The following is a 19,051-nucleotide window of genomic DNA, read 5'->3' as shown; positions in this document are numbered from 1 at the left end:
GGGGCACGCCCGTGTCCGAACCGGTCCTGGTCGAGCGCCGCGGCGCCGTGCAGGTCATCACGATCAACCGGCCCGAGGCGAAGAACGCCCTCGACGCCGCCGTGGCGCGGGGCGTCGCCGCCGCCGTCGACGAGCTCGACGCCTCCGACGAGCTGCGGGCCGGCGTCCTCACCGGCGCGGGCGGCACCTTCTCCGCCGGCATGGACCTCAAGGCGTTCCTGCGCGGCGAGCGGCCGGCCATCGAGGGCCGCGGGCTGTGCGGCATCACCCAGACCCCGCCGCGCAAGCCGCTCCTGGCCGCCGTCGAGGGCTGGGCGCTGGCCGGCGGTTTCGAGCTGGTGCTCGCCTGCGACCTCGTCGTCGCCGGCCGGGGGGCCCGCTTCGGTGTGCCGGAGGTGAGCCGCTCGCTGGTGGCCGCCGCCGGCGCCGCGCTGTTCCTGCCGCGGCGGATCCCGCAGGCGATCGCGATGGAGATGCTGCTGACCGGGCAGCCGGTCGACGCGGAGCGCGCGGCCGCCGTCGGGCTGGTCAACCGGGTCGTCGACGACGGCGGCGCGCTGGAGGCCGCCGTCGAGCTGGCCGGCGTGATCGCCGCCAACGGCCCGCTCGCGGTGGCGGCGACCAAGCAGATCGCCCGCTCGACCGCCGACTGGACCGCCGAGGAGGGCTGGGCCCGGCAGCAGGAGCTCATCGAGCCGGTGTTCTCCTCCGAGGACGCGCGCGAGGGCGCGACCGCCTTCGCCGAGCGCCGCGCCCCGGTCTGGCGCGGCCGCTAGTCCTCCGGCGGCAGGCCCGTCGTCGCCCGGACGACGAGCTCGGTGGGGAGCGTGAGCGGGGGCGGCGCCGGGCGGCCGGCGATCGCGTCGAGCAGCGCGGCCGCCGCCGCCCGGCCCTTCTCCCGGACCGGCTGGCGCACGGTCGTCAGGCCGAGGCCCGCGGCCGGGGCGGCGTCGTCGAACCCGGCGACCGACAGGTCCTCCGGGACGCGCAGCCCGCGGCGGGCGGCCACCGCGAGTGCGCCCTCGGCGAGCCGGTCGCTCAGGCACAGCAGCGCCGTCGGCGCGGGGGAGAGGCCGAGCACCGCCTCCGCGCCGGCGGCGCCGACGTCGGGGGTGCTGTCCTCGCCGTGCCACACCGGCACCGCCGACCAGTCCAGCCCGGCCCGCTCGACGGCGTCGCGGTAGCCGGCCAGCCGGTCGCGGGTGACGGCGTAGGTGGCCGCGTCCTGCACGCCTGCGCCGGCCAGGCCGCGCTCGATCGGCTCGGCGTGCATGCCGAAGGAGACGACGGCGATCCGCCGGTGCCCGAGGGCGAGCAGGTGCTCCGCGACCCCGGCCGCGGCGGCCCGGTCGTCGACACCCACCCACGGCGTCCCGGGCGCCCCGAGCTCCGCCAGCCGGGCGGGCCGGGGCTGGTCGACCACGGCCAGCGGCAGCCCGCGGGCGGTGGCCGCGGCGAGCAGCGGGTCGTCGTCGCCGAGGGAGCAGACGACCAGCCCGTCGACGACGGCGCCGTGCACGGCGGCCAGGCGGCGGCGGGCGTCGGTGGACCCCGGCACCAGCAGCAGCCCCGCGCCGGCGGGCTCGGCCACCGCGGACGCGCCGGCGAGCAGGGCGAGCGCGACCGGGTCGTCGAAGGCGTAGGACAGGCCGTTGTCGTAGGCGACGCCGATCGCGCCGACCCGCCCGCGGCGCAGCCCGGCCGCCAGCGGGTTCGGGCCCGGGTAGCCGAGCCGGCGGGCGGTGTCCAGCACCCGCTCGCGCAGCTGCGGGGAGAGCTGGTCGGGCCGGGAGAAGGCGTTGGAGACCGTCTTCGCCGACACCCCGAGCTCGGCGGCGACGTCGCGCAGCGTCCTCGGGCGGTCGGCGGGCACGGTCCCATCCTGCGCGCTTCATCGATGAAGAAAAGGGGTAGGGGTGCCCGCATGCCCCCGGGAGCCGCTCCTCCGCGGGCCGCGCGCGGCGCGGTGGCCGTGCTCTGCGCGGTCCAGTTCACCGACGTCCTCGGCACCACGCTGGTGGTGGCCGCGCTGCCGGCGATGCTCGCCGACCTCGGCGCCCCGCCGTCGGCGGCCACGCCCGTCGTCACCGTCTACTCCGTCCTCTTCGGCGCGCTGCTCGTCCTCGGCGCCCGCCTCGGCGACCGGTACGGCGCCGTGCGCGTGCTGCAGGCCGGGCTGGTGCTGTTCGGGCTTGCCTCGCTGGCGGCGGCGACCGCCCCGTCGGTGGGGGTGCTCGTCGCCGCCCGCGGCGTCCTCGGCGCCGCGGCCGCGCTGTCGGTGCCGCCGGCGCTGCGGCTGCTCACCGCCGCCGCCCCGGACGGGGAGCCGCGACGCCGCGCGCTGGCCGCGTGGAGCGCCGCCGGTGCCGCCGCGGGCGCGGCCGGGCTGGTCCTCGGCGGGGTCCTCACCGACCTCGCCGGCTGGCGGACGCTGTTCTGGCTGTCGGTGCCGCTCGCGGTGGCCCTGCTGGCCGCGGTGCGCGCGACCGCGCCCGCGGCGCCGCGGCAGGCCGCCGGGCGGCTCGACGTCGCCGGCGCGGCGGTGCTCGCGGCATCGGTGGCCGCCGTCGTCGGCGGGGCCGCGCTGCTCGAGCACGGCGGGCACCGGCCGGCCGGCGGACTGCTGGTGGCGGCCGGCGCCGCCCTGGCCGCGGCGCTGCCCGCGGTCGAGCGGCGGGCCGCGGACCCGCTGCTGCCCCCGGCCGCGCTCCGGCACCCGGGCCTGCGGGCCGGCGCGCTCGCCTCGGCGGCCAACACGGCCGCCACGTCGTCGGCGGTCACCCTCGCGACGCTGCACCTGCAGGAGGAGGCCGGGTTCGGGCCGACGGCGGCCGGGCTGGCACTCGTCCCGTTCAGCCTCTGCGTGGTCGCGGGCGCCGCCCTGGCCGCCCGGGTCCTGCGGCGCACCGAGCCCCGCACCGCCGCCGCGGCGGGCCTCGCCGTCATCGCCCTCGGCGACGCCGGGCTGCTCGGGGCGCTGCTCTCGCCGTGGGCGGTGCCGGTGGCGGCCGCCGTCGCGGGGCTGGGCATCGGGCTGTCGTCGGTGGCGGCCACGTCGCTGGGCACCGCCGTCCCCGACGACCTGCAGGGCACCGCGGCCGGGGTGGTCAACACCGCCGCCCAGCTCGGCACCGCGCTGGGCGTCGCCGTCGTGCTGCTCGTCGCCGGTGCGGCCGGCGCGGCGGCGGGCTGGCTCACCGCCGCCGCGGTCGCCCTGGCCGTGGCCGCGGCGCTGCTCCGGTCCCGCGGCCGGGTCGCCGCGGACCGGGGTTAGTGTGCCGGGCACCACACCAGTCGAGGGGAGCAACGATGCGTGACGCGGTGATCGTGGAGGCGGTGCGCGCGCCGGTGGGCAAGCGCAACGGCGGCCTGTCCGGGGTGCACCCGGTCGACCTGTCGGCGCACGTGCTGACGTCGCTGGTCGAGCGGGCGGGCCTGGACCCGGCGCAGGTCGACGACGTCATCTGGGGCTGCGTCTCCCAGGTGGGCGAGCAGACCTTCGACATCGCCCGCACCGCCGTGCTCGCCGCGGGCTGGCCGGAGACCGTGACGGGCGTGACCGTCGACCGGCAGTGCGGCTCCTCGCAGCAGTCGGTGCACTTCGCCGCCGCGGGCCTGGTCTCGGGCCAGTACGACGTCGTCGTGGCCGGCGGGGTCGAGTCGATGTCGCGGGTGCCGATGGGCAGCGCCCGGCAGGACGCCAACCCGTTCGGCAGCCGCTTCGCCGAGCGCTACGGCGGCGCGAAGATCAACCAGGGCCTGGGCGCGGAGGAGATCGCGCGGCGCTGGGGCCTGTCGCGGCAGCAGTGCGACGAGTTCTCCGTCGCCAGCCACGAGAAGGCCGCCGCCGCCCGCGCCGAGGGCCGCTTCGACGCCCAGATCGCCCCGGTCACCACGCCCGACGGCACGGTCGTGAGCCAGGACGAGGGCATCCGCGAGTCCACGGTGGAGAAGCTCGGCTCGCTCAAGCTGGCCTTCAGCGAGGACGGCGTCATCACCGCCGGCAACTCCTCGCAGATCTCCGACGGCTCCGCGGCGCTGCTCATGACGACGTCGGAGAAGGCCCGCGAGCTGGGGCTGACCCCGATCGCGCGTGTGCACACCGCCGTGCTGGCCGGCGCCGACCCGGTGATCATGCTGACCGCGCCGATCCCGGCCACCCAGAAGGCGCTGGCGAAGTCGGGGCTGTCGATCGACGAGATCGGCGCGTTCGAGGTCAACGAGGCCTTCGCGCCGGTGCCGCTGGCCTGGCTCGCGGAGATGGGCGCCGACACCAAGGCGCTCAACCCCAACGGCGGCGCCATCGCCCTCGGCCACCCGCTCGGCGGTTCCGGCGCGCGGATCATGACGACGCTCGTGCACCACATGCGCGACAACGGCATCCGCTACGGCCTGCAGACGATGTGCGAGGGCGGCGGCCAGGCCAACGCCACCATCCTCGAGCTGCTCTGACCCCGCCGGGTCCGCCTTCCGCGCGCGGAGGGCGGACCCGCCACGGCGCCCGGGCGGATCGCCGGGGTTCCTCGTGCACTGCCGGCCCTGCAGCGCCGTCGGTGCACGAGGAACACCGGCACTGCCTCGCTCCTGGGGTGTTCCCCGGTCCCCGAGGGCCCTGCAGGACCCCGGGAGCGCGGGATTGACCCCAGGAGCCCCCCCGCACGAGCCGCGGCCCGGGGTCGCCTGCAGCGGCGGCCCCGGGCCCGGTTACGTTCGGCGGCCGTGAGCGCCGACGCCGGGGACCCCACGCTGCTCGACGTGCTGACGCTCGAGGAACTGGACCGCGACCTCTACCGCAGCACCCTGCTGTTCGCCGACCCGTTCCCGCTCTACGGCGGCCAGGTCGCGGCGCAGGCGCTGCTCGCGGCCGGCCGCACGGTGGCCCCCGACCGGCTGCCGCACTCGCTGCACGGCTACTTCCTGCGCAGCGGCGACGCCGCGCGGCCGGCGGTCTTCCACGTCGACCGCGACCGCGACGGCGGCTCGTTCTCCGCCCGCCGGGTGGTGGCGGTGCAGGGCGGCGAGGTGGTGCTGTCGATGTCGGCGTCGTTCCAGGCGCCCACCGCCGGACCCGACCTGCAGGTGGCCGCCGCGCCCGCCGCCGAGGACCCCGCCGACGCCGAGCCGGTGCAGCTGCCGCGGCTGTTCTCCTTCGAGGGCCGCCGCCCCTCGCAGCCCTATCCGGACGCCTCGTGGCCCACCCGCTTCTGGGCCCGCGCCACCGTGCCGCTGCCCGACGACCCGCTGCTGCACGCCTGCGCGCTGCTCTACCTCTCCGACATCGGCACCGGCCTGTCGGCGCTGCCGGAGGACGAGGCGGCGCCCGGGCCGACGCTGGACCACGCCGTCTGGTTCCACCGCCCGGCCCGGCTCGACGAGTGGGTGCTCATGGACCTGGTCCCGCACACGGTGGCCGGCGGCCGCGGCTGGTACACCGGTGCGGTGACCACCGCCGACGGGGTGCTGGCCGCGAGCCTGACGCAGGAGACGCTGTTCCGGCCGGGCCGCAACCCGTTCCGTCCCGGCCGCTGACCGTTCCGCCGGGACACCTGCGAGGATGGTCAGCCAGCGAGGGGGAGGGATCTGACGTGGCGAAGCACCGGGCACCCGATGGTGGCCCCACCGACTTCGACGCGGCCACGGCCGCGCTGGCCGACGTCTCGGGTGACTACGTCATCGACGTCGCGCACACCCGCATCGGCATCCGTGCCCGGCACGCGATGGTGACGACGGTCCGGGGGTCGTTCACCGACTTCGCCGGGGAGGCGCACCTCGACGTCGCCAAGCCCGGCGCGAGCTCGGTGGCCATCCGCATCCGGACGGCGAGCATCGACACCGGCCAGGCCGACCGCGACGCACACCTACGCTCGCCGGACTTCCTCGACGTCGAGCGGTGGCCGGAGATCCTGTTCGCCTCCACCGAGGTCGAGCAGCTCGACGACGAGGTCTACGAGGTCACCGGCGACCTGACCATCCGCGACGTGACCCGCCCGGTCACGGTGGAGTTCGCGCTGACCGGCTCGGCGAAGGACCCGTTCGGCAACACCCGGGTCGGCTTCGAGGGCGCACTGGCGATCAAGCGCAGCGACTGGGGCCTGACCTGGAACACGCCGCTCGACACCGGCGGCGTGCTGGTCAGCGACCGGATCCAGATCGAGTTCGACGTCTCGGTGATCCGCTCCGCCTGAGCGGCGGCCCGCTGCCCGGCAGCGGGGGGCACGGCGGGGCCTCCGGCAGGGCCCGGTCGCCGGTCAGTCCCGGTCGGGCCGCACGACGTCGTACCGCACGACGGCGAACTCGCCGTTCTGCGCCACCTCGCGGGTGACCAGCTCGACGTGCGCCGGCAGCAGCGGCATGCCCGCCCCCAGCGTGACCGGCGCGATCGACACGACCACCTCGTCGAGCAGCCCCGCCTCCGCGAACCGCGCGGCCACCGGCCCGCCGCCGACGATCCACACGTCGAGGTCGCCGGCCGCGGCGACCATCTCGGCGTGCAGCGCGCGCAGCTCCCCGTCGGTGTCGGCGGCGGTGAACCGGATGTCGCGGCCCCCGTAGGGCGTCAGCTGCCGGTGGGTGAGCACCCACGCGGGCTGGTCGTAGGCCCAGTCCTCGCCCTGCCGCTGCACCCACTCGTAGGTCGAGGCGCCCATCACCAGCGAGCCGACGGTCTTCTCGAACGCCTTGTAGCCCAGGGCGCCCTCGTGGTCGGCCTCGCGGGTGAGCAGCCAGTCCAGCGAGTGCTCGGCGCTCGCGATGAAGCCGTCGAGCGTGGTGGCGGTGTAGTAGACGGTGCGGGTCATCGGTTCCTCCGGGTCAGCCAGTCGAGGGGGTCGCCAGTGTCGACGGCGACACCGGCCGCGCGCAGCCAGGTCCGCGCCAGCAGGCGGCGGTGCGCGGAGTAGGTGAGGACGTGCGCCACGACGCCGGCGAGCACGAAGCTCTCCGGCGGGTCGCAGAGCGCGTCGACGAGCCGGTCGTTCCAGGCGCCGCGCCGGGCGACGTCGCGCACGGCCGCGAGCCACCGGGGCGCGACGGCGGCGTGCCGGTCGAGCAGGGTGGCGACGTCGTCGCCACCGCGGGCCGGGGTGTCGCGGCCCTCGATGGAGGCGACCCAGACCTCCAGCGTCCACACCTCGTGGTCGAGGACCGCGGCCAGCGTCTCCTCCGGCCCGTCCCAGGGCAGCACCTCGGCGCCGGGCGCGCGCACCCGCCGGTAATCCTCGTCCGGCAGGCCCTTCGCCAGCTCCAGCAGGGACCGGGTGTCCTCGACGCCGTGGTGCACCAGCAGCGCGGTCACCTCGTCGCCGCGGCGCACCGGCTCGTCGGACACCCACAGCGACGCCGGCGGGTGGAAGTGCAGGCCGTTGGGCGCCGGCAGCCAGTGCGCGTCGCGCCCGCCGGCCGCCCCACCGGCCCCGTCCCCGGCCCCGGTCACGGCGCTCGGCGGGGACCCGTAGGCGCGGGCGAAGGCGCGGCTGAACCCCTCGACCGACTCGTAGCCGGCGGCGAAGGCGGCGTCGGTGACGCTCGCGCCGTGCCGCAGCTGCCAGGCCGCGCGCTCGAGGACCACCCGCCGGCGCAGCGCGACCGGCGACTCGCCGGCCCCGCCGGACACCTGGCGGCTGAAGTGGAACGGGGAGGCGTAGGCGTCGCCGGCCATGTCGGCGAGCGAGCGGTTGTCCTCGTCGAGGACGGCGTCGAGCAGTTCGCGCAGGCGGTCGCGTCCGGGCGGGGTCACGACGACGAGTCTGGCGAGCCGGGGGCCTCCCGCGCCCGACCGATCTTGCGCCGTCTCAGCCGGCCGCCCAGGCGCGCTCCACGGAGGCGCGGCAGCGGTCCGGGTCGTCGCCCGCCGCCGTCAGCAGCGCGACGGTGGTGGCGGACGCCTGCGGTGCGAGGACCGCGGCCGGCAGCACGCCCTGCACCACGAGGGAGACCAGCCCGTGCCCGGCCGCCCAGGAGCGGGTGGCCAGCGCCAGGGGGTCGGTGCCGGGGTCGAGCCGGCCCTCGTCGCGGGCGCGGGCGACGGCGTCGACCAGCCGCTGGAAGGTGGCGTCGGCGGCCTCGGCGTCGGCCAGGTCGGCGCGGGCGTCGAACATAGCGCGGTACAGCTCCGGGGCCTCCAGCGCGTTGCGGGCGTAGGCGACGCCGTGGGCCGCCACGTCGTGCACCGGGTCGCCGGTGCGGGGGACGGCGGCCAGCCGGGCGGCGAGCCGGGTGAAGCCCTCCTGCCGCACCGCGCTCCACAGCCCCGGCATCCCGCCGAAGTGCGTGTAGACGGCCATGGTCGAGGCGCCCGTTCCCTCGACCAGTGCGCGCAGCGTCACCGGCTCCCGGGCGGCGAGCATCCGCGCCGCCCGCTCGACCAGCAGGGACCGGAGTGCGGGATCGGCTCGTCGGGGCACTGGCGCACCGTAGCATAGCGCTGCTATGTTACGGCCCCCGCCACTCCCGAGGAGGAACCGTGACCGTCCAGCTGATCGACCCGCCCGGCCTGCCCGTCCCCGGCGTCTACCGGCAGATGGCCGTGGCCACCGGCAGCCGCACCGTCTACCTGGCCGGCCAGGTCGCCCGCACCGCCGAGGGGGAGCCGGTCGGCGCCGGCGACCTCGCGGCGCAGACCGAGCAGGCGTTCCTCAACGTGGCCACCGCGCTGGACGCCGCCGGCGGCACGGTCGACGACGTCGCCAAGCTCGTCCTGTACGTCGTCGACTGGAGCCCCGACAAGCTGGCCGCGCTCGGCGAGGGCGTGGCCCGGGCGTCGGCCCGGCTCGGCCGCGACCTGACCCGGCCGGTCACCCTCATCCCGGTGGCCGCGCTGGCCGAGCCGGACCTGCTCATCGAGGTCGACGCCACCGCCGTGCTCGACTGACCGCCGTCACCGGCCCCGGAGCGCCCGCCAGACGGTCTCCGGGGTCAGTGGCATGTCCACCGAGTCGACGTCGAGGGCGTCGCAGACGGCGTTGACCACCGCCGGCGGCACCCCGATGCACCCCGCCTCGCCGGCGCCCTTCGCGCCGAACGGCTGGTTCGGGTTGGGCACCGCGGTCTCCTCCAGCTGAACCGGCGGCACGTCGGCGGCGGTGGGCAGCAGGTGGTCGAGCAGCGAGGTGGCCGCCGGGCGGCCGTCGGGCGCGGTGACCGCCTCCTCGGTGAGCGCCTGCCCGAGCCCCTGGGTGACCGAGCCGTAGCCCTGCCCGTCGACGAGCAGCGGGTTGACCACCACGCCGTAGTCGTCGACGGCGACCAGCCGCTGCACGTCGACGACGCCGAGGTCGGGGTCGACCTCCACCACCGCGGCGTAGGCACCGTAGGGGAAGGCCTGCGGCGGGGTGAAGGACTCCTCGCCGGTGAGCGGGCCGGTGGCCGCCGCGACCTCGGCCAGCGTCATCGGCTGCGCGCCGGGCGCCGACAGGACCCCGGCGGCGTAGGAGACGGCGTCGTCGGCGGTGCCGCGGTGCACGGCGAACCGGCGGCGGGCCTCCTGCACCAGCCGCTGCGCGGCGAGCCACAGCGCGCCGCCACCGACCTGCATCGACCGGCTGCCGAAGCTGCCGAACCCGTCGGGCACCTCGGCGGTGTCGCCCTGCACGACCCGGACGGCGTCGAGGTCGACGTCCAGCGCCGCCGCGACCACCTGCGCGAACGCGGTGAGGTGGCCCTGCCCCGTCGACTGCGAGCCGGTGCGCGCCACCACGGTGCCGTCCGGGCAGGCCTCGACCGCGCCGTACTCGGGGCTGTGCGGCGCCGCCCCGGACCGCTCGACGTAGGTGGCCAGCCCGATGCCCAGCGGCCGCCCGCCGTCCGCGCGGCGGCGGGCCTGCTCGGCGCGGACGTCGTCGTACCCCACCTCCGCGAGCAGTCTCTCCAGCGCCGCGCCGTAGTCGCCGGAGTCGTACATGCGGCCGGTCGGCGTCTCGTACGGGAGCTCGTCGGGGCGGAGGAGGTTGCGCCGGCGGAGCTCGGCGGGGTCCATCCCGAGCCGGCGGGCCAGCAGGTCCACCGTCCGCTCCACCGCGTAGGCCGCCTCCGGGCGCCCGGCGCCGCGGTAGGAGGAGCTGGGCGGCGTCGTGGTGAGCACGCAGGTGGCCCGCGCGCCCACCCGCGGCGTCCGGTACGCGCCGGTGGCCATGCCGACGGTGAAGGACGGCACCTGGGCACCGGTGTGCGGATAGGCGCCGAGGTCGGCGAGCACGTCGAGCGAGTAGGCGAGGATCCGGCCGTCGGCGTCGGCGGCCATGCGCGTGACCTGGTCCTGGCCGCGCCCGCGGGTGGCCGCTGTCATCGCCTCGATGCGGTCCTCCGACCAGCGCACCGGCCGCCCGGTCAGCCGGGCGAGCGCCACCGCGACGACGTACTCGGGATAGCCCTGGCTCTTCGCGCCGAACGCGCCGCCGGTGGCCGGCACGACCACCCGCACCTGCCGCGGGTCGAGCGCGAACGCCTCGGCCAGCGCCCCGCGCAGGCTGTGCGGCGCCTGGTGGGACACCCACACGGTCACCCCGCCGCCGTCGTCGGGGCGGGCCAGCACCGCGCGGCCCTCCAGCGAGGTGGGCAGCAGCCGGGGCTGGCGGAACCGGCCCTCGACGACGACCGGCGCGCCGGCGAACGCGTCCGCGAGGTCGTCGGGCGTCTCGTCGGAGGTGTGCACCTGCGCCACGTTGTCGCGGCCGTCCCAGAGCCGCGGGGCGTCGTCGGCCAGCGCCGCGCGGACGCCGAGCACCGGGGGCAGCTCCTCGACGTCGAGGACGACCCGGCGGGCGCCGTCCTCGGCGTGCGCCCGGCTGTCGGCGGCGACCACGGCCACCGGCTGGCCGACGAAGCGCACCCGGTCGGCGGCCAGCGCGGCCCAGTCCCGGCCGGCCAGCGCGCCCCGGCCGGCCGGCGGCACCGGGGTGGGCGGCAGGCCGGGCAGGTCGGCGGCGGCCCAGGCGCCGGCGACGCCGGGCACCTCCCGCGCGGCGGTCACGTCGGCGCCGCGCAGCCGCCCGTGCGCCACCGGGCTCCGGACGAACGCGAGCTCCAGGACCGGGGCGCCGACGTCCGCGGCGGTCAGGTCGGCGACGGTGCGGGCGCGACCGGTCAGGAGGTCGGCGTCCTCCCGGCGCGGCAGCGGATCGCCGAGACGGCGCATGACCCGACCCCTTCCGTGGGCACTGTTGCCTGGTGCACCTACCCGATCGCCGGCCGGGGAAGCCGTGAAGCTCCCGCCGATCAGCTACCGCCGGGCCGGCTCCGCCGACGAGGCGGTCGCGCTGCTGGCCGAGTCGGGCGACGACGCGGCGGTGCTCGCCGGCGGGCAGAGCCTGCTGCTGGAGCTGCGCTACGGCGACGTGCGCCGCGGCGTCCTGGTCGACCTCGCGGGGGCGGCGGACCTCGCCGGCCTGGCCGTGGCCGACGGCGAGCTGCGCCTGGGCGCGCTGGTCCGGCACGCCGCCGTCGAGCGGCTGGAGCTCGACGACCCGCTCGCGCGGCTGCTGCGCCGCGCGGCCGCCTACGTGGCGCACCCGCCGATCCGGGCCCGGGGCACCTTCGCCGGGTCGCTGGCCTGGGCGCACCCGGCCGCCGAGTGGTGCGCGCTGGCCCGGGCGCTGGACGCGCGGATGACCGTGCGCGGACCGGCGGGGGAGCGGGAGGTCGCCGCCGAAGACTGGTTCCGCGGGCCGCACCGCACGCAGCGCGCCCCGGACGAGGTGCTCACCGCGGTGACGCTGCCGCTGCTCGGCGCGGGTGCCGGCGTCGGGTTCGCCGAGCTGCGCCGCACCTCCGGCAGCTTCGCGCTGGCCGCCGCCGGCTGCGCCGTGCACGTCGCGGCCGGCCGGGTGACCCGGGCCCGCATCGGCCTGGCCAACGCCGCCGGCGTCCCCGTGCGCGCGGCGGAGGCCGAGGCGGCCCTGGTCGGCAGCGACGGGTCCCCGGATGCGGTGCGCGCGGCCGCCGACGCCGCGGCCGCCGCGGCAGACCCGGCGTCCGAGCCGCACTGCTCGGCGGAGTACCGGCGGCACGCGCTCGGCGTGCTCACCGCGCGGGCGCTCACCGAGGCGCTGGGGGAGGCGGCCTGATGGACGTGCGGATGACCGTGAACGGGCAGCCGCGGCGGGTCGCCGTCGAGGCCCGCGACTCCCTCGCCGACGCCCTGCGCGACGGCCTCGGCCTCACCGGCACCAACCTCGCCTGCGAGCACGGGGTGTGCGGCTCGTGCACCGTCTCGGTCGACGGCGAGGCGGTGCGCTCCTGCCTCGTGCTCGCGCTGCAGTGCGAGGGGTCCGAGGTGCGCACCGTGGAGGGGCTGGCCGACGGCGACCGGCTCTCCCCGCTGCAGGAGGCGTTCTCCGCCGAGCACGGGCTGCAGTGCGGCTTCTGCACGCCGGGCTTCCTCACCCTGCTGCAGCAGGCCCTCGACGACGACCCCTTCCTCGACCGCGACGAGCAGAAGCTGACCGAGCTGCTGGCCTCGAACCTCTGCCGCTGCACCGGCTACGTCGGCATCCGCCGCGCCGTCGTGCGCGCGGCCCGGGCCGGCCGCGGCGAGCCGCCCGCGGCCGACTGACACCCGCCGATCCCGCCACCCGCACCCGCACCACCCCGGAAGGACCCCCGTGCCACCCCGAGCCCAGACCGACGCGCCCCCCGGCGCCGCCCCCGGCGACGAGTTCCGCCCCGACCCGAAGCGCTGGTCGGCGCTGTCGGTGACGCTCGTCGTCGGCTTCATGACCCTGCTCGACGTCAGCATCGTGTCGGTGGCCCTGCCCTCGCTGCAGACCGACCTCGGCGCGACGCCGGCGACCGTGCAGTGGGTGGTCTCGGGCTACGCGCTCACCTTCGGCCTGGTGCTCGTGCCCGCGGGCCGGCTCGGCGACGCTCTCGGCCGGCGCCGGCTGTTCCTCGTCGGCCTCGCCGGGTTCGTGCTCTCCAGCGCGGCCGCGGGCGCGGCGCCGTCGGTGGGCTGGCTGATCGCCGCCCGGCTGGTGCAGGGCCTGGCCGCGGGCTGCCTCGCGCCGCAGAACTCCGCGCTCATCCAGCAGCTGTTCCGCGGGCCCGAGCGCGGGCGGGCGTTCGGCCTGTTCGGCGCCACGGTCGGCATCTCGACCGCCGTCGGGCCCATCGCCGGCGGCGCGATCCTCGGCCTCGCGTCCGGCCCCGACGGCTGGCGGTGGCTGTTCTACGTCAACGTGCCGATCGGCGTCGTCGCCTTCGCCCTGGCGCTGCGGCTGCTCCCGCGCGGCGGCAGCGGCGGGCGCGGGCACATCGACGGCGTCGGCGTCGCCCTGCTCGGCGCCGGGGCGCTCGCGGTGCTGTTCCCGCTGGTGCAGGCCGAGTCCGGCGGGCTGTCACGGCTGTGGTGGCTGTTCCCCGTCGGCGCGCTGCTGCTGGCGCTGTTCGTGGCGTGGGAGCGGCGGGTGGTCGCCCGCGACGGGCAGCCGGTGTTCGACCCGCGGCTGGTCACGCAGACCCGCGGCTACGGCATCGGCGCGGCGCTGGGCACCGTGTACTTCGTCGGGTTCAGCGGCATCTGGCTGGTCTTCGCGCTGTTCTTCCAGACCGGCCTGGGCTACACGCCGCTGCAGTCCGGCCTGGCGGTCACCCCGTTCGCCATCGGCTCGGCGTCGTCGGCCGTGGTCGCCGGGCGCCTGGTCGAGCAGTACGGGCGCCGGCTCACCGTGATCGGGCTGGCCGTCGTCATGGTGGGCCTGGCGGCGGCCGCGGTCGTGCTGCTGGTCGTCCCGCCGTCGGCGGCCGGCTGGGCGGTCGCGCCGGCGCTGCTGCTGGGCGGCATCGGTGGCGGGTTCGTCATCTCGCCCAACATCACGATGACCCTGCGCGACGTGCCGGTGTCGATGGCCGGCTCGGCGGGTGGCGGGCTGCAGACCGCGCAGCGCTTCGGCGCCGCGATCGGCACCGCGGCGCTGCCCGGGCTCTTCTACCTGGTGCTGTCGGCCACCGGCGACCACCCAGCGGCGGCCGCCGCGGGGCTGGCGGTGTCGGTGCTCGGCGCCGGCGCCGCGCTCGTGCTCGGCGTCGTCGACCTGCGGCGGTCGCGGGCGGAGGACGCCGCCGCTGCCGCGGAGCAGCCCGACGAGCGGCACGGCCCCGACGGCGTGCACAGCCACGGCCACGCCGCCCACCACTGACCGCACGAGACCGACCCGCGTGAGATCGAGGAGACCCGCATGACCGGACCGACGGTGGCCGTGCTCGGCACCGGCACGATGGGCGCGGGGATGGTGGGCTCGCTGCGGCGGGCCGGCCTGCCCGTGCGGATGTGGAACCGCGACGCGGCGAAGGCGCGGGCGCTCACCGGCACCGGCGCGGAGGCCCTCGGGTCACCGCGCGAGGCCGCCGAGGGCGCCGACGTCGTGCTCACCATGCTGCTCGACGCCGACGCGGTGCTCGACGTCGTCCGGCAGGCCGCGCCGGCCGCCGGCACCACCTGGCTGCAGTGCTCCACGGTCGGCGTCGAGGGCGCCGACCGCACCGTCGCGGCCGCCCGCGAGCTGGACCTCGTGCTCGTCGACTGCCCGGTGCTCGGCACCCGGCGACCGGCGGCGGAGGGCGCGCTCACGATGCTGGCCTCCGGCCCGGAGGAGGCCCGCGGGCCGCTCGCGCCCGTGCTCGACGCGCTCGGCTCGAGGACCCTGTGGCTCGGCGAGGCCGGGCAGGGCAGCCGGCTCAAGATGGCCTGCAACTCGTGGCTGTTCATGCTCACCGCCGGCACCGCGCAGGCCGTTGCGCTCACCCGCGCGCTCGGCCTGGACCCGCGGCGTTTCCTCGACGCCATCGACGGCGGCCCGGTCGACTCGCCCTACGCCCACCTCAAGGGCGGGCTGATGGTCGACGGCGACTTCCCGCCGAGCTTCGGCCTGACCGGCGCGGCCAAGGACGCCCGGCTCATCCGCACCGCGCTGCGCGACTCCGGCGTCGACGACCGGCTCACCGCCGCGGTGCTCGAGACGATGGAGGCGGCCGCCGGCCGCATCGAGGACCCGGGCGCCGTGGACATGGCCGCGCTGGTCCGCGGCCTCGAGGCCGGCTAGCCGCGCAGCGCCCGCCAGGCGGCCCGGGCCTCCGGGAGCACCTGCGGCACCATCGCCAGCGTCAGCGCCGAGGCGGCGGTGCAGTAGGTGCACACCCGCCGGTGCCGGGTGACCTGCTCGGCGGTCAGCAGCAGGGCGCCGGCCGCGTCGGCGGCGACCTTGGCGGCGGTGGCCAGCGCCAGCCACGGCGGGCGGCCGTCCCGGCCCGCGGTGGCCAGCGCCAGCGTGGCGGCGTAACTGGCGATGCCGAGCGCGGAGTCGGGCACCAGGCCCAGCCGGTAGGCCTCGCCGGAGGCGTCCACCCGGTCGGAGTCGAGGAACGGCAGCGGCGGGTCGGGCAGGTGCCGCAGCAGGCCCGCCTGGTAGGCCGCGACCGGCACGAACGAGGCGATCGCGCCGAGCGCCAGCCCGGCGACCCGGCGCCGGCGGGTCAGCAGCGGGGAGTCCCGGCGGCGCAGGTCGTCGCTGACGGCCTCGGCGGCGGCGCTGGAGCGGCGGCCGATGCCGCCCGAGCCGCCGCTCGCGGCGGCCGGCGGCCCGGCGGGACGGGAGCGCAGCGGGGATCGGGTCACGTGGTCCTCCTCGGATCGGGCCCTCTCGGGATACCGCGGACCGGCGGGGGCCAACCCGGCCGCGCGCTGCACGTCGGCCCGATCCCGGGGATAGTCGCGGGCGCGGGCCGGGACGCGGCCCACGGGGAGGCGAGCGCGGATGACCCGCAGCAGCAGCACGGCGACGGCGACTGCGACGGCGGCACGGGTGCGGGCGTGGGTCCGCGGCGCCCGGGAGGCGACCCGGCCGGTGCCCCGGCTCAAGGCCGCGGCGCTGGCCCGGCGCTGGGCGGAGCTGCCGGAGTCCGCCCGCACGCCCGCCCAGCTCGTCGGCCGCCACGCCGTCGGCTGCGAGGGCACCCACGGCGTCTTCCCGAAGTGCGACTTCACCTGCACGCCCTGCTACCACTCGGCCGACGCGAACAAGGTGCGCGTCGACGGCGGCCACACCGTCGCCCAGGTCGAGGCGCAGATGGCGCTGCTCGAGGAGCTGCGCGGCCCGCACGGCCACGCCCAGCTGATCGGCGGCGAGGTGAGCCTGCTCGACCCCGACGCCCACGCCGAGACGCTGCTGGCCATGCGCCGGCACGGCCGCGAGCCGATGAGCATGACCCACGGCGACTTCTCCGAGGACTACCTGCGCCGGCTGGTGCTCGGGCCGGACGGGCGGCCGCGGCTGCGGCGGGTCTCCTTCGCCGCGCACATGGACTCGCTGATGCGCGGGCGGCGCGGGCTGCCGCGGCCGCGCAGCGAGGCCGACCTCCTGCCCTTCCGCCGGGCCTTCGTCGAGATGTTCCGGCGGCTGCGTGACGAGCACGGCGTGCGCTCCTACCTGGCGCACAACATGACGGTGACGCCGAGCAACCTCGGGCAGGTCGCCGAGGTCGCCCGCACCACCCCGCCCCTGGGCTACGACATGATCAGCTTCCAGCCCGCCGCCTTCGTCGGGGACCAGCGGCGCTGGAAGGAGGGCTTCCGCGAGCACACCTCCGACGACGTGTGGGCCGAGGTGGAGCGCGGCATGGGCACCCGGCTGCCGTGGCGGGCGCTGCAGATGGGCGACCCGCGGTGCAACCGGACGGCGTGGGGCTGGCTGGTCGGCGAGCGGTTCGTCCCCGTCCTGGACGACACCGACCCGCGCGACCTCGCCGTCCGCGACGCCTTCCTCGCCCGCTTCGGCGGCCTGCAGGTCAGCAACACCCCGCCGTCGGTGCTCGTGCCCCGGTTGCTGCGCGCCGTCGCCGCCAACCTCGGGGTGCTGCCGCTCGCCCTCGGCTGGCTGCGGCGGGCGCTGCGCCGCTCGGGCGGCGTCCGGGCGCTGGTCCGCGCCCGCGGCCGGGTCCGGCCGTTCACCGTGGTCATGCACTCCTTCATGGACGCCGCCGAGGTCGCCCCGGCGTGGGAGCTCATGGAGCGCGGCGAGGTGGCCGAGGACCCGGCCGTCCGCGCGGTGCAGGAGCGGCTGGGCGCCTGCGTGTACGCCATGGCCCACCCCGAGCAGGGCCGGACCGTGCCCGCCTGCGTCCAGCACTCGGTGCTCGACCCGGGCGAGAACCGCGAGCTGCGCAAGCTCCTGCCGCTGGTCGAGGTGCGTCAGCCGGTGGCCTGAGGCACCACCCAGCGCTGGTCGGGCGGCAGCACCAGCCCGACGGCGTCGCCGGGGGCGGGCGTGCGGCCGGGGCCCGTCTCGGCGGACAGCGGCCCGGCGGGCGTGGTGACCTCGACCCGCCACCGGGCGCCGCGCGGCGTCACCCGGGTGACCGTCCCGGTGGCGTCGCCGTCCGCCGGCCCGGTCAGCGCGACCGCCTCCTGCCGCACCACCAGGACGCCGGGGCCGTCGGGGGAGGCGCACGGCAGCGCGAGCCGGCCCAGCGCCGACACGTGCGCGCCGCGCTCCACCGCGCCGGGCACCTCGTTGACGCCGCCGAGGAACCGGCTGACGGCGAGGCTCGCCGGGCGGGTGTGCAGCTCGCCCGCGGGCGCGGCCTGGGCGATGCGGCCGTCGAGCAGCACCGCGACGGTGTCGGCGACCGCGGCGGCCTCCTGCCGGTCGTGGGTGACCAGCAGGACGGTGGGGGAGACCGCGCCGCGCAGGTCGGCGAGCAGCCGGTGCATCCCCTCGCGGACGCCGGGGTCGAGCGCGCTGAACGGCTCGTCGAGCAGCAGCACCGCGGGAGCCGCGGCCAGCGCCCGGGCCAGCGCCACCCGCTGCTCCTGCCCGCCCGACAGCGTCGCCGGGCGGCGTCCGGCCAGGTCGGCGAGCCCGACGAGGTCCAGGTGCCCGGCGGCCTCCGCCCGCGCGGCCCGGCGCCGCCGCCCGGCCACGGCCAGCGGGAACGCGACGTTGTCGAGGACCGACAGGTGCGGGAACAGCCGTGGCCGCTGGCCGACCAGCGCGGTGCCGCGCCGCTCGGGCGCCAGCCCGGTCAGGTCCCGCCCGCCGGCCCTCACCCGCCCGGCGTCGGGGGTGTCCAGGCCCGCGACCAGCCGCAGGACCGTGCTCTTGCCCGTGCCCGACGGCCCGAGCAGCGCCACCACCCCGCCGGCGGGGACGGTGAGGTCGACGCCGTCGAGCACCGCGGCGCCGCCGAACCGGCGGACCAGGCCGTCGAGCACCAGGTCGGTGCTCACCGGGCGCCCCGCCGGGCGAGCAGCGCGGTGGCCGCGAGGAGCAGCAGCGGCGGCACGACGGCGGTGAGCGACACCGCGGCCACGACGGCGTCGTTGCCGGTGGCCGACGACAGCGCCCCGACGAGCATCGGCAGCGTGACCAGCTGCCCGCCGCCGACCACCAGCGTGACCACGTAGTCGCTCCAGCCGACGAGGAAGGCGAGGAAGGCGGCGGTGGCCAGGGCGGGCGCCGCGAGCGGCAGGTGCACCCGCAGCAGCACCGCCCGCGGGCCGGCGCCGAGTGTGCGGGCCTCCTCCTCGAAGCCGACGTCGTAGCCGGCGTAGGCCGAGCGCATGACGAACACCGTGTAGGGCAGCGCCGAGACCGACAGCACCAGCACCAGGGCCACCGTGCCGGGCACGCCGGCGCGCAGGGTGAGCGTGGTCAGCCCCATGACGACGGCGAACGGCGGCACCGCCACCGGCGCGAGCAGCAGCGCCTCCACGAGCCGCCGGGCCGGCACCCGGTGCAGCGCCAGTGCCCGTCCGGCCATCGCGCCGGCCGGGGTGGCCAGCGCGGCGACGGCGAGCCCGAGGAGCACCGAGCGGCCGAGCGCCCCGCCCGCGCCCTGGCCGGCCGCCTGCCGCCAGCCGGTGAGCCCCCAGTCGGTCGGCAGCACGGCCGGGAAGGGCCACCGGTCGGCGGCCGCCCAGAGCAGCAGCGGCACGAGCGGCACGGCCAGCCAGGCGAGGGCCAGGGCCACCCGCGGGGCGACGGCGGCGCGCCGCCAGGCCGGGGCCGCGCGGGTCACGGCGCTGCTCCCGGGCGACGACCGGCACTGCGGGACCCCGGGGGGC

General features: G+C 77.9%; 19 protein-coding genes. 11 read left to right on the top strand and 8 right to left on the bottom strand.

The window, feature by feature from the left end; all coding sequences use genetic code 11:
- Positions 1-11: 11 nt before the first annotated feature.
- A complete protein-coding gene (locus BUE37_RS10330) occupies positions 12-776 on the top strand; it encodes a crotonase/enoyl-CoA hydratase family protein (protein ID WP_073420714.1) in 765 nt (254 codons plus the stop codon).
- On the opposite strand, the gene BUE37_RS10325 is transcribed toward BUE37_RS10330, so the two are convergent.
- Positions 773-1,873 (bottom strand): LacI family DNA-binding transcriptional regulator, encoded by a 1,101-nt coding sequence (locus BUE37_RS10325; protein ID WP_073420105.1) that lies wholly within the window; start codon positions 1,871-1,873, stop codon positions 773-775. The genes BUE37_RS10330 and BUE37_RS10325 overlap by 4 nt on opposite strands.
- A 51-nt stretch (positions 1,874-1,924) precedes the next feature.
- On the opposite strand from BUE37_RS10325, the gene BUE37_RS10320 reads away from it, so the two are divergent.
- The 4 genes from BUE37_RS10320 to BUE37_RS10305 all read left to right on the top strand — a co-directional run bounded on the left by BUE37_RS10320 (position 1,925) and on the right by BUE37_RS10305 (position 6,185).
- Positions 1,925-3,274: an MFS transporter gene (locus BUE37_RS10320; protein WP_175562840.1), complete on the top strand. Its 1,350-nt coding sequence runs from the start codon at positions 1,925-1,927 to the stop codon at positions 3,272-3,274.
- A gap of 35 nt (positions 3,275-3,309) precedes the next feature.
- Positions 3,310-4,452 (top strand): thiolase family protein, encoded by a 1,143-nt coding sequence (locus tag BUE37_RS10315; protein ID WP_073420103.1) that lies wholly within the window; start codon positions 3,310-3,312, stop codon positions 4,450-4,452.
- Positions 4,453-4,719: 267 nt separating this feature from the next.
- Positions 4,720-5,529, top strand: a complete 810-nt coding sequence (locus BUE37_RS10310; protein WP_073420102.1) for an acyl-CoA thioesterase — start codon at positions 4,720-4,722, stop codon at positions 5,527-5,529.
- A gap of 56 nt (positions 5,530-5,585) precedes the next feature.
- Positions 5,586-6,185, top strand: a complete 600-nt coding sequence (locus BUE37_RS10305; RefSeq protein ID WP_073420101.1) for a YceI family protein — start codon at positions 5,586-5,588, stop codon at positions 6,183-6,185.
- Positions 6,186-6,248: 63 nt separating this feature from the next.
- Here the strand turns inward: BUE37_RS10305 and BUE37_RS10300 are convergent, their stop codons facing one another.
- From BUE37_RS10300 to BUE37_RS10290, 3 genes are read right to left on the bottom strand one after another with little or no spacing between them, the layout of a single operon-like run.
- Positions 6,249-6,797 (bottom strand): dihydrofolate reductase family protein, encoded by a 549-nt coding sequence (locus tag BUE37_RS10300; RefSeq protein ID WP_073420100.1) that lies wholly within the window; start codon positions 6,795-6,797, stop codon positions 6,249-6,251.
- Positions 6,794-7,735: a helix-turn-helix domain-containing protein gene (locus BUE37_RS10295; RefSeq protein ID WP_073420099.1), complete on the bottom strand. Its 942-nt coding sequence runs from the start codon at positions 7,733-7,735 to the stop codon at positions 6,794-6,796. Before BUE37_RS10295 ends, BUE37_RS10300 begins: the two co-directional genes overlap by 4 nt.
- A gap of 55 nt (positions 7,736-7,790) precedes the next feature.
- On the bottom strand, positions 7,791-8,402 hold the full coding sequence (locus BUE37_RS10290; protein ID WP_073420098.1) for a TetR/AcrR family transcriptional regulator: 612 nt from the start codon (positions 8,400-8,402) through the stop codon (positions 7,791-7,793).
- A 59-nt stretch (positions 8,403-8,461) separates the two neighbouring features.
- Between BUE37_RS10290 and BUE37_RS10285 the strand changes: the two genes are divergently transcribed.
- Positions 8,462-8,869, top strand: coding sequence for a RidA family protein (locus BUE37_RS10285; RefSeq protein WP_073420097.1), 408 nt, complete (start codon positions 8,462-8,464; stop codon positions 8,867-8,869).
- A gap of 6 nt (positions 8,870-8,875) precedes the next feature.
- Here the strand turns inward: BUE37_RS10285 and BUE37_RS10280 are convergent, their stop codons facing one another.
- Positions 8,876-11,131, bottom strand: coding sequence for a xanthine dehydrogenase family protein molybdopterin-binding subunit (locus BUE37_RS10280; RefSeq protein WP_073420096.1), 2,256 nt, complete (start codon positions 11,129-11,131; stop codon positions 8,876-8,878).
- 64 nt (positions 11,132-11,195) lie between these two features.
- Between BUE37_RS10280 and BUE37_RS10275 the strand changes: the two genes are divergently transcribed.
- Genes BUE37_RS10275 through BUE37_RS10260 form a run of 4 tightly spaced genes read left to right on the top strand, consistent with a single transcriptional unit; the run spans position 11,196 to position 15,032 of the window.
- Entirely contained in the window at positions 11,196-12,059 is an 864-nt protein-coding gene (locus BUE37_RS10275; protein ID WP_073420095.1) for an FAD binding domain-containing protein, read from the top strand.
- Positions 12,059-12,547 carry a (2Fe-2S)-binding protein gene (locus tag BUE37_RS10270; RefSeq protein WP_073420094.1) on the top strand — a complete coding sequence of 163 codons (489 nt, stop codon included), beginning with the start codon at positions 12,059-12,061 and terminating at the stop codon, positions 12,545-12,547. The genes BUE37_RS10275 and BUE37_RS10270 overlap by 1 nt, the downstream gene beginning before the upstream one ends.
- A gap of 49 nt (positions 12,548-12,596) precedes the next feature.
- Positions 12,597-14,129 carry an MFS transporter gene (locus tag BUE37_RS10265; RefSeq protein ID WP_073420093.1) on the top strand — a complete coding sequence of 511 codons (1,533 nt, stop codon included), beginning with the start codon at positions 12,597-12,599 and terminating at the stop codon, positions 14,127-14,129.
- Between the two features lie 39 nt (positions 14,130-14,168).
- Positions 14,169-15,032: an NAD(P)-dependent oxidoreductase gene (locus BUE37_RS10260; protein WP_073420092.1), complete on the top strand. Its 864-nt coding sequence runs from the start codon at positions 14,169-14,171 to the stop codon at positions 15,030-15,032.
- Here the strand turns inward: BUE37_RS10260 and BUE37_RS10255 are convergent.
- Complete coding sequence (locus BUE37_RS10255) at positions 15,029-15,604, bottom strand: vitamin K epoxide reductase family protein (RefSeq protein ID WP_217651202.1); 576 nt, start codon at positions 15,602-15,604, stop codon at positions 15,029-15,031. The two genes, BUE37_RS10260 and BUE37_RS10255, sit on opposite strands and share 4 nt — an antisense overlap.
- A 139-nt stretch (positions 15,605-15,743) precedes the next feature.
- Here BUE37_RS10255 and BUE37_RS10250 point away from each other — a divergent pair, with 139 nt between their 5' ends.
- Entirely contained in the window at positions 15,744-17,192 is a 1,449-nt protein-coding gene (locus BUE37_RS10250; RefSeq protein WP_073420091.1) for a radical SAM domain-containing protein, read from the top strand.
- Here BUE37_RS10250 and BUE37_RS10245 read toward each other — a convergent pair.
- Positions 17,177-18,214 (bottom strand): ABC transporter ATP-binding protein, encoded by a 1,038-nt coding sequence (locus BUE37_RS10245; RefSeq protein ID WP_073420090.1) that lies wholly within the window; start codon positions 18,212-18,214, stop codon positions 17,177-17,179. The genes BUE37_RS10250 and BUE37_RS10245 overlap by 16 nt on opposite strands.
- Positions 18,211-19,005, bottom strand: a complete 795-nt coding sequence (locus tag BUE37_RS10240) for an ABC transporter permease (RefSeq protein ID WP_083628536.1) — start codon at positions 19,003-19,005, stop codon at positions 18,211-18,213. Before BUE37_RS10240 ends, BUE37_RS10245 begins: the two co-directional genes overlap by 4 nt.
- Between the last annotated feature and the right edge of the window lie 46 nt (positions 19,006-19,051).

Origin of the sequence: Geodermatophilus nigrescens, from assembly GCF_900129495.1 — a bacterium.
GTDB classification, from domain to species: domain Bacteria; phylum Actinomycetota; class Actinomycetes; order Mycobacteriales; family Geodermatophilaceae; genus Geodermatophilus; species Geodermatophilus nigrescens.
The sequence above is the reverse complement of the archived record's forward strand: the minus strand, read 5'-3'. Positions and strand labels throughout refer to the sequence as shown.

What these genes read in the sequence shown, in the direction of transcription:
- BUE37_RS10315 (WP_073420103.1), top strand. Translation starts at nt 3,310, where the DNA reads ATGCGTGACGCGGTGATCGTGGAGGCGGTGCGCGCGCCGGTGGGCAAG.
- BUE37_RS10270 (WP_073420094.1), top strand. Translation starts at nt 12,059, where the DNA reads ATGGACGTGCGGATGACCGTGAACGGGCAGCCGCGGCGGGTCGCCGTC.
- BUE37_RS10280 (WP_073420096.1), bottom strand. Translation starts at nt 11,131, where the DNA reads ATGCGCCGTCTCGGCGATCCGCTGCCGCGCCGGGAGGACGCCGACCTC.
- BUE37_RS10260 (WP_073420092.1), top strand. Translation starts at nt 14,169, where the DNA reads ATGACCGGACCGACGGTGGCCGTGCTCGGCACCGGCACGATGGGCGCG.
- BUE37_RS10300 (WP_073420100.1), bottom strand. Translation starts at nt 6,797, where the DNA reads ATGACCCGCACCGTCTACTACACCGCCACCACGCTCGACGGCTTCATC.
- BUE37_RS10320 (WP_175562840.1), top strand. Translation starts at nt 1,925, where the DNA reads ATGCCCCCGGGAGCCGCTCCTCCGCGGGCCGCGCGCGGCGCGGTGGCC.
- BUE37_RS10250 (WP_073420091.1), top strand. Translation starts at nt 15,744, where the DNA reads ATGACCCGCAGCAGCAGCACGGCGACGGCGACTGCGACGGCGGCACGG.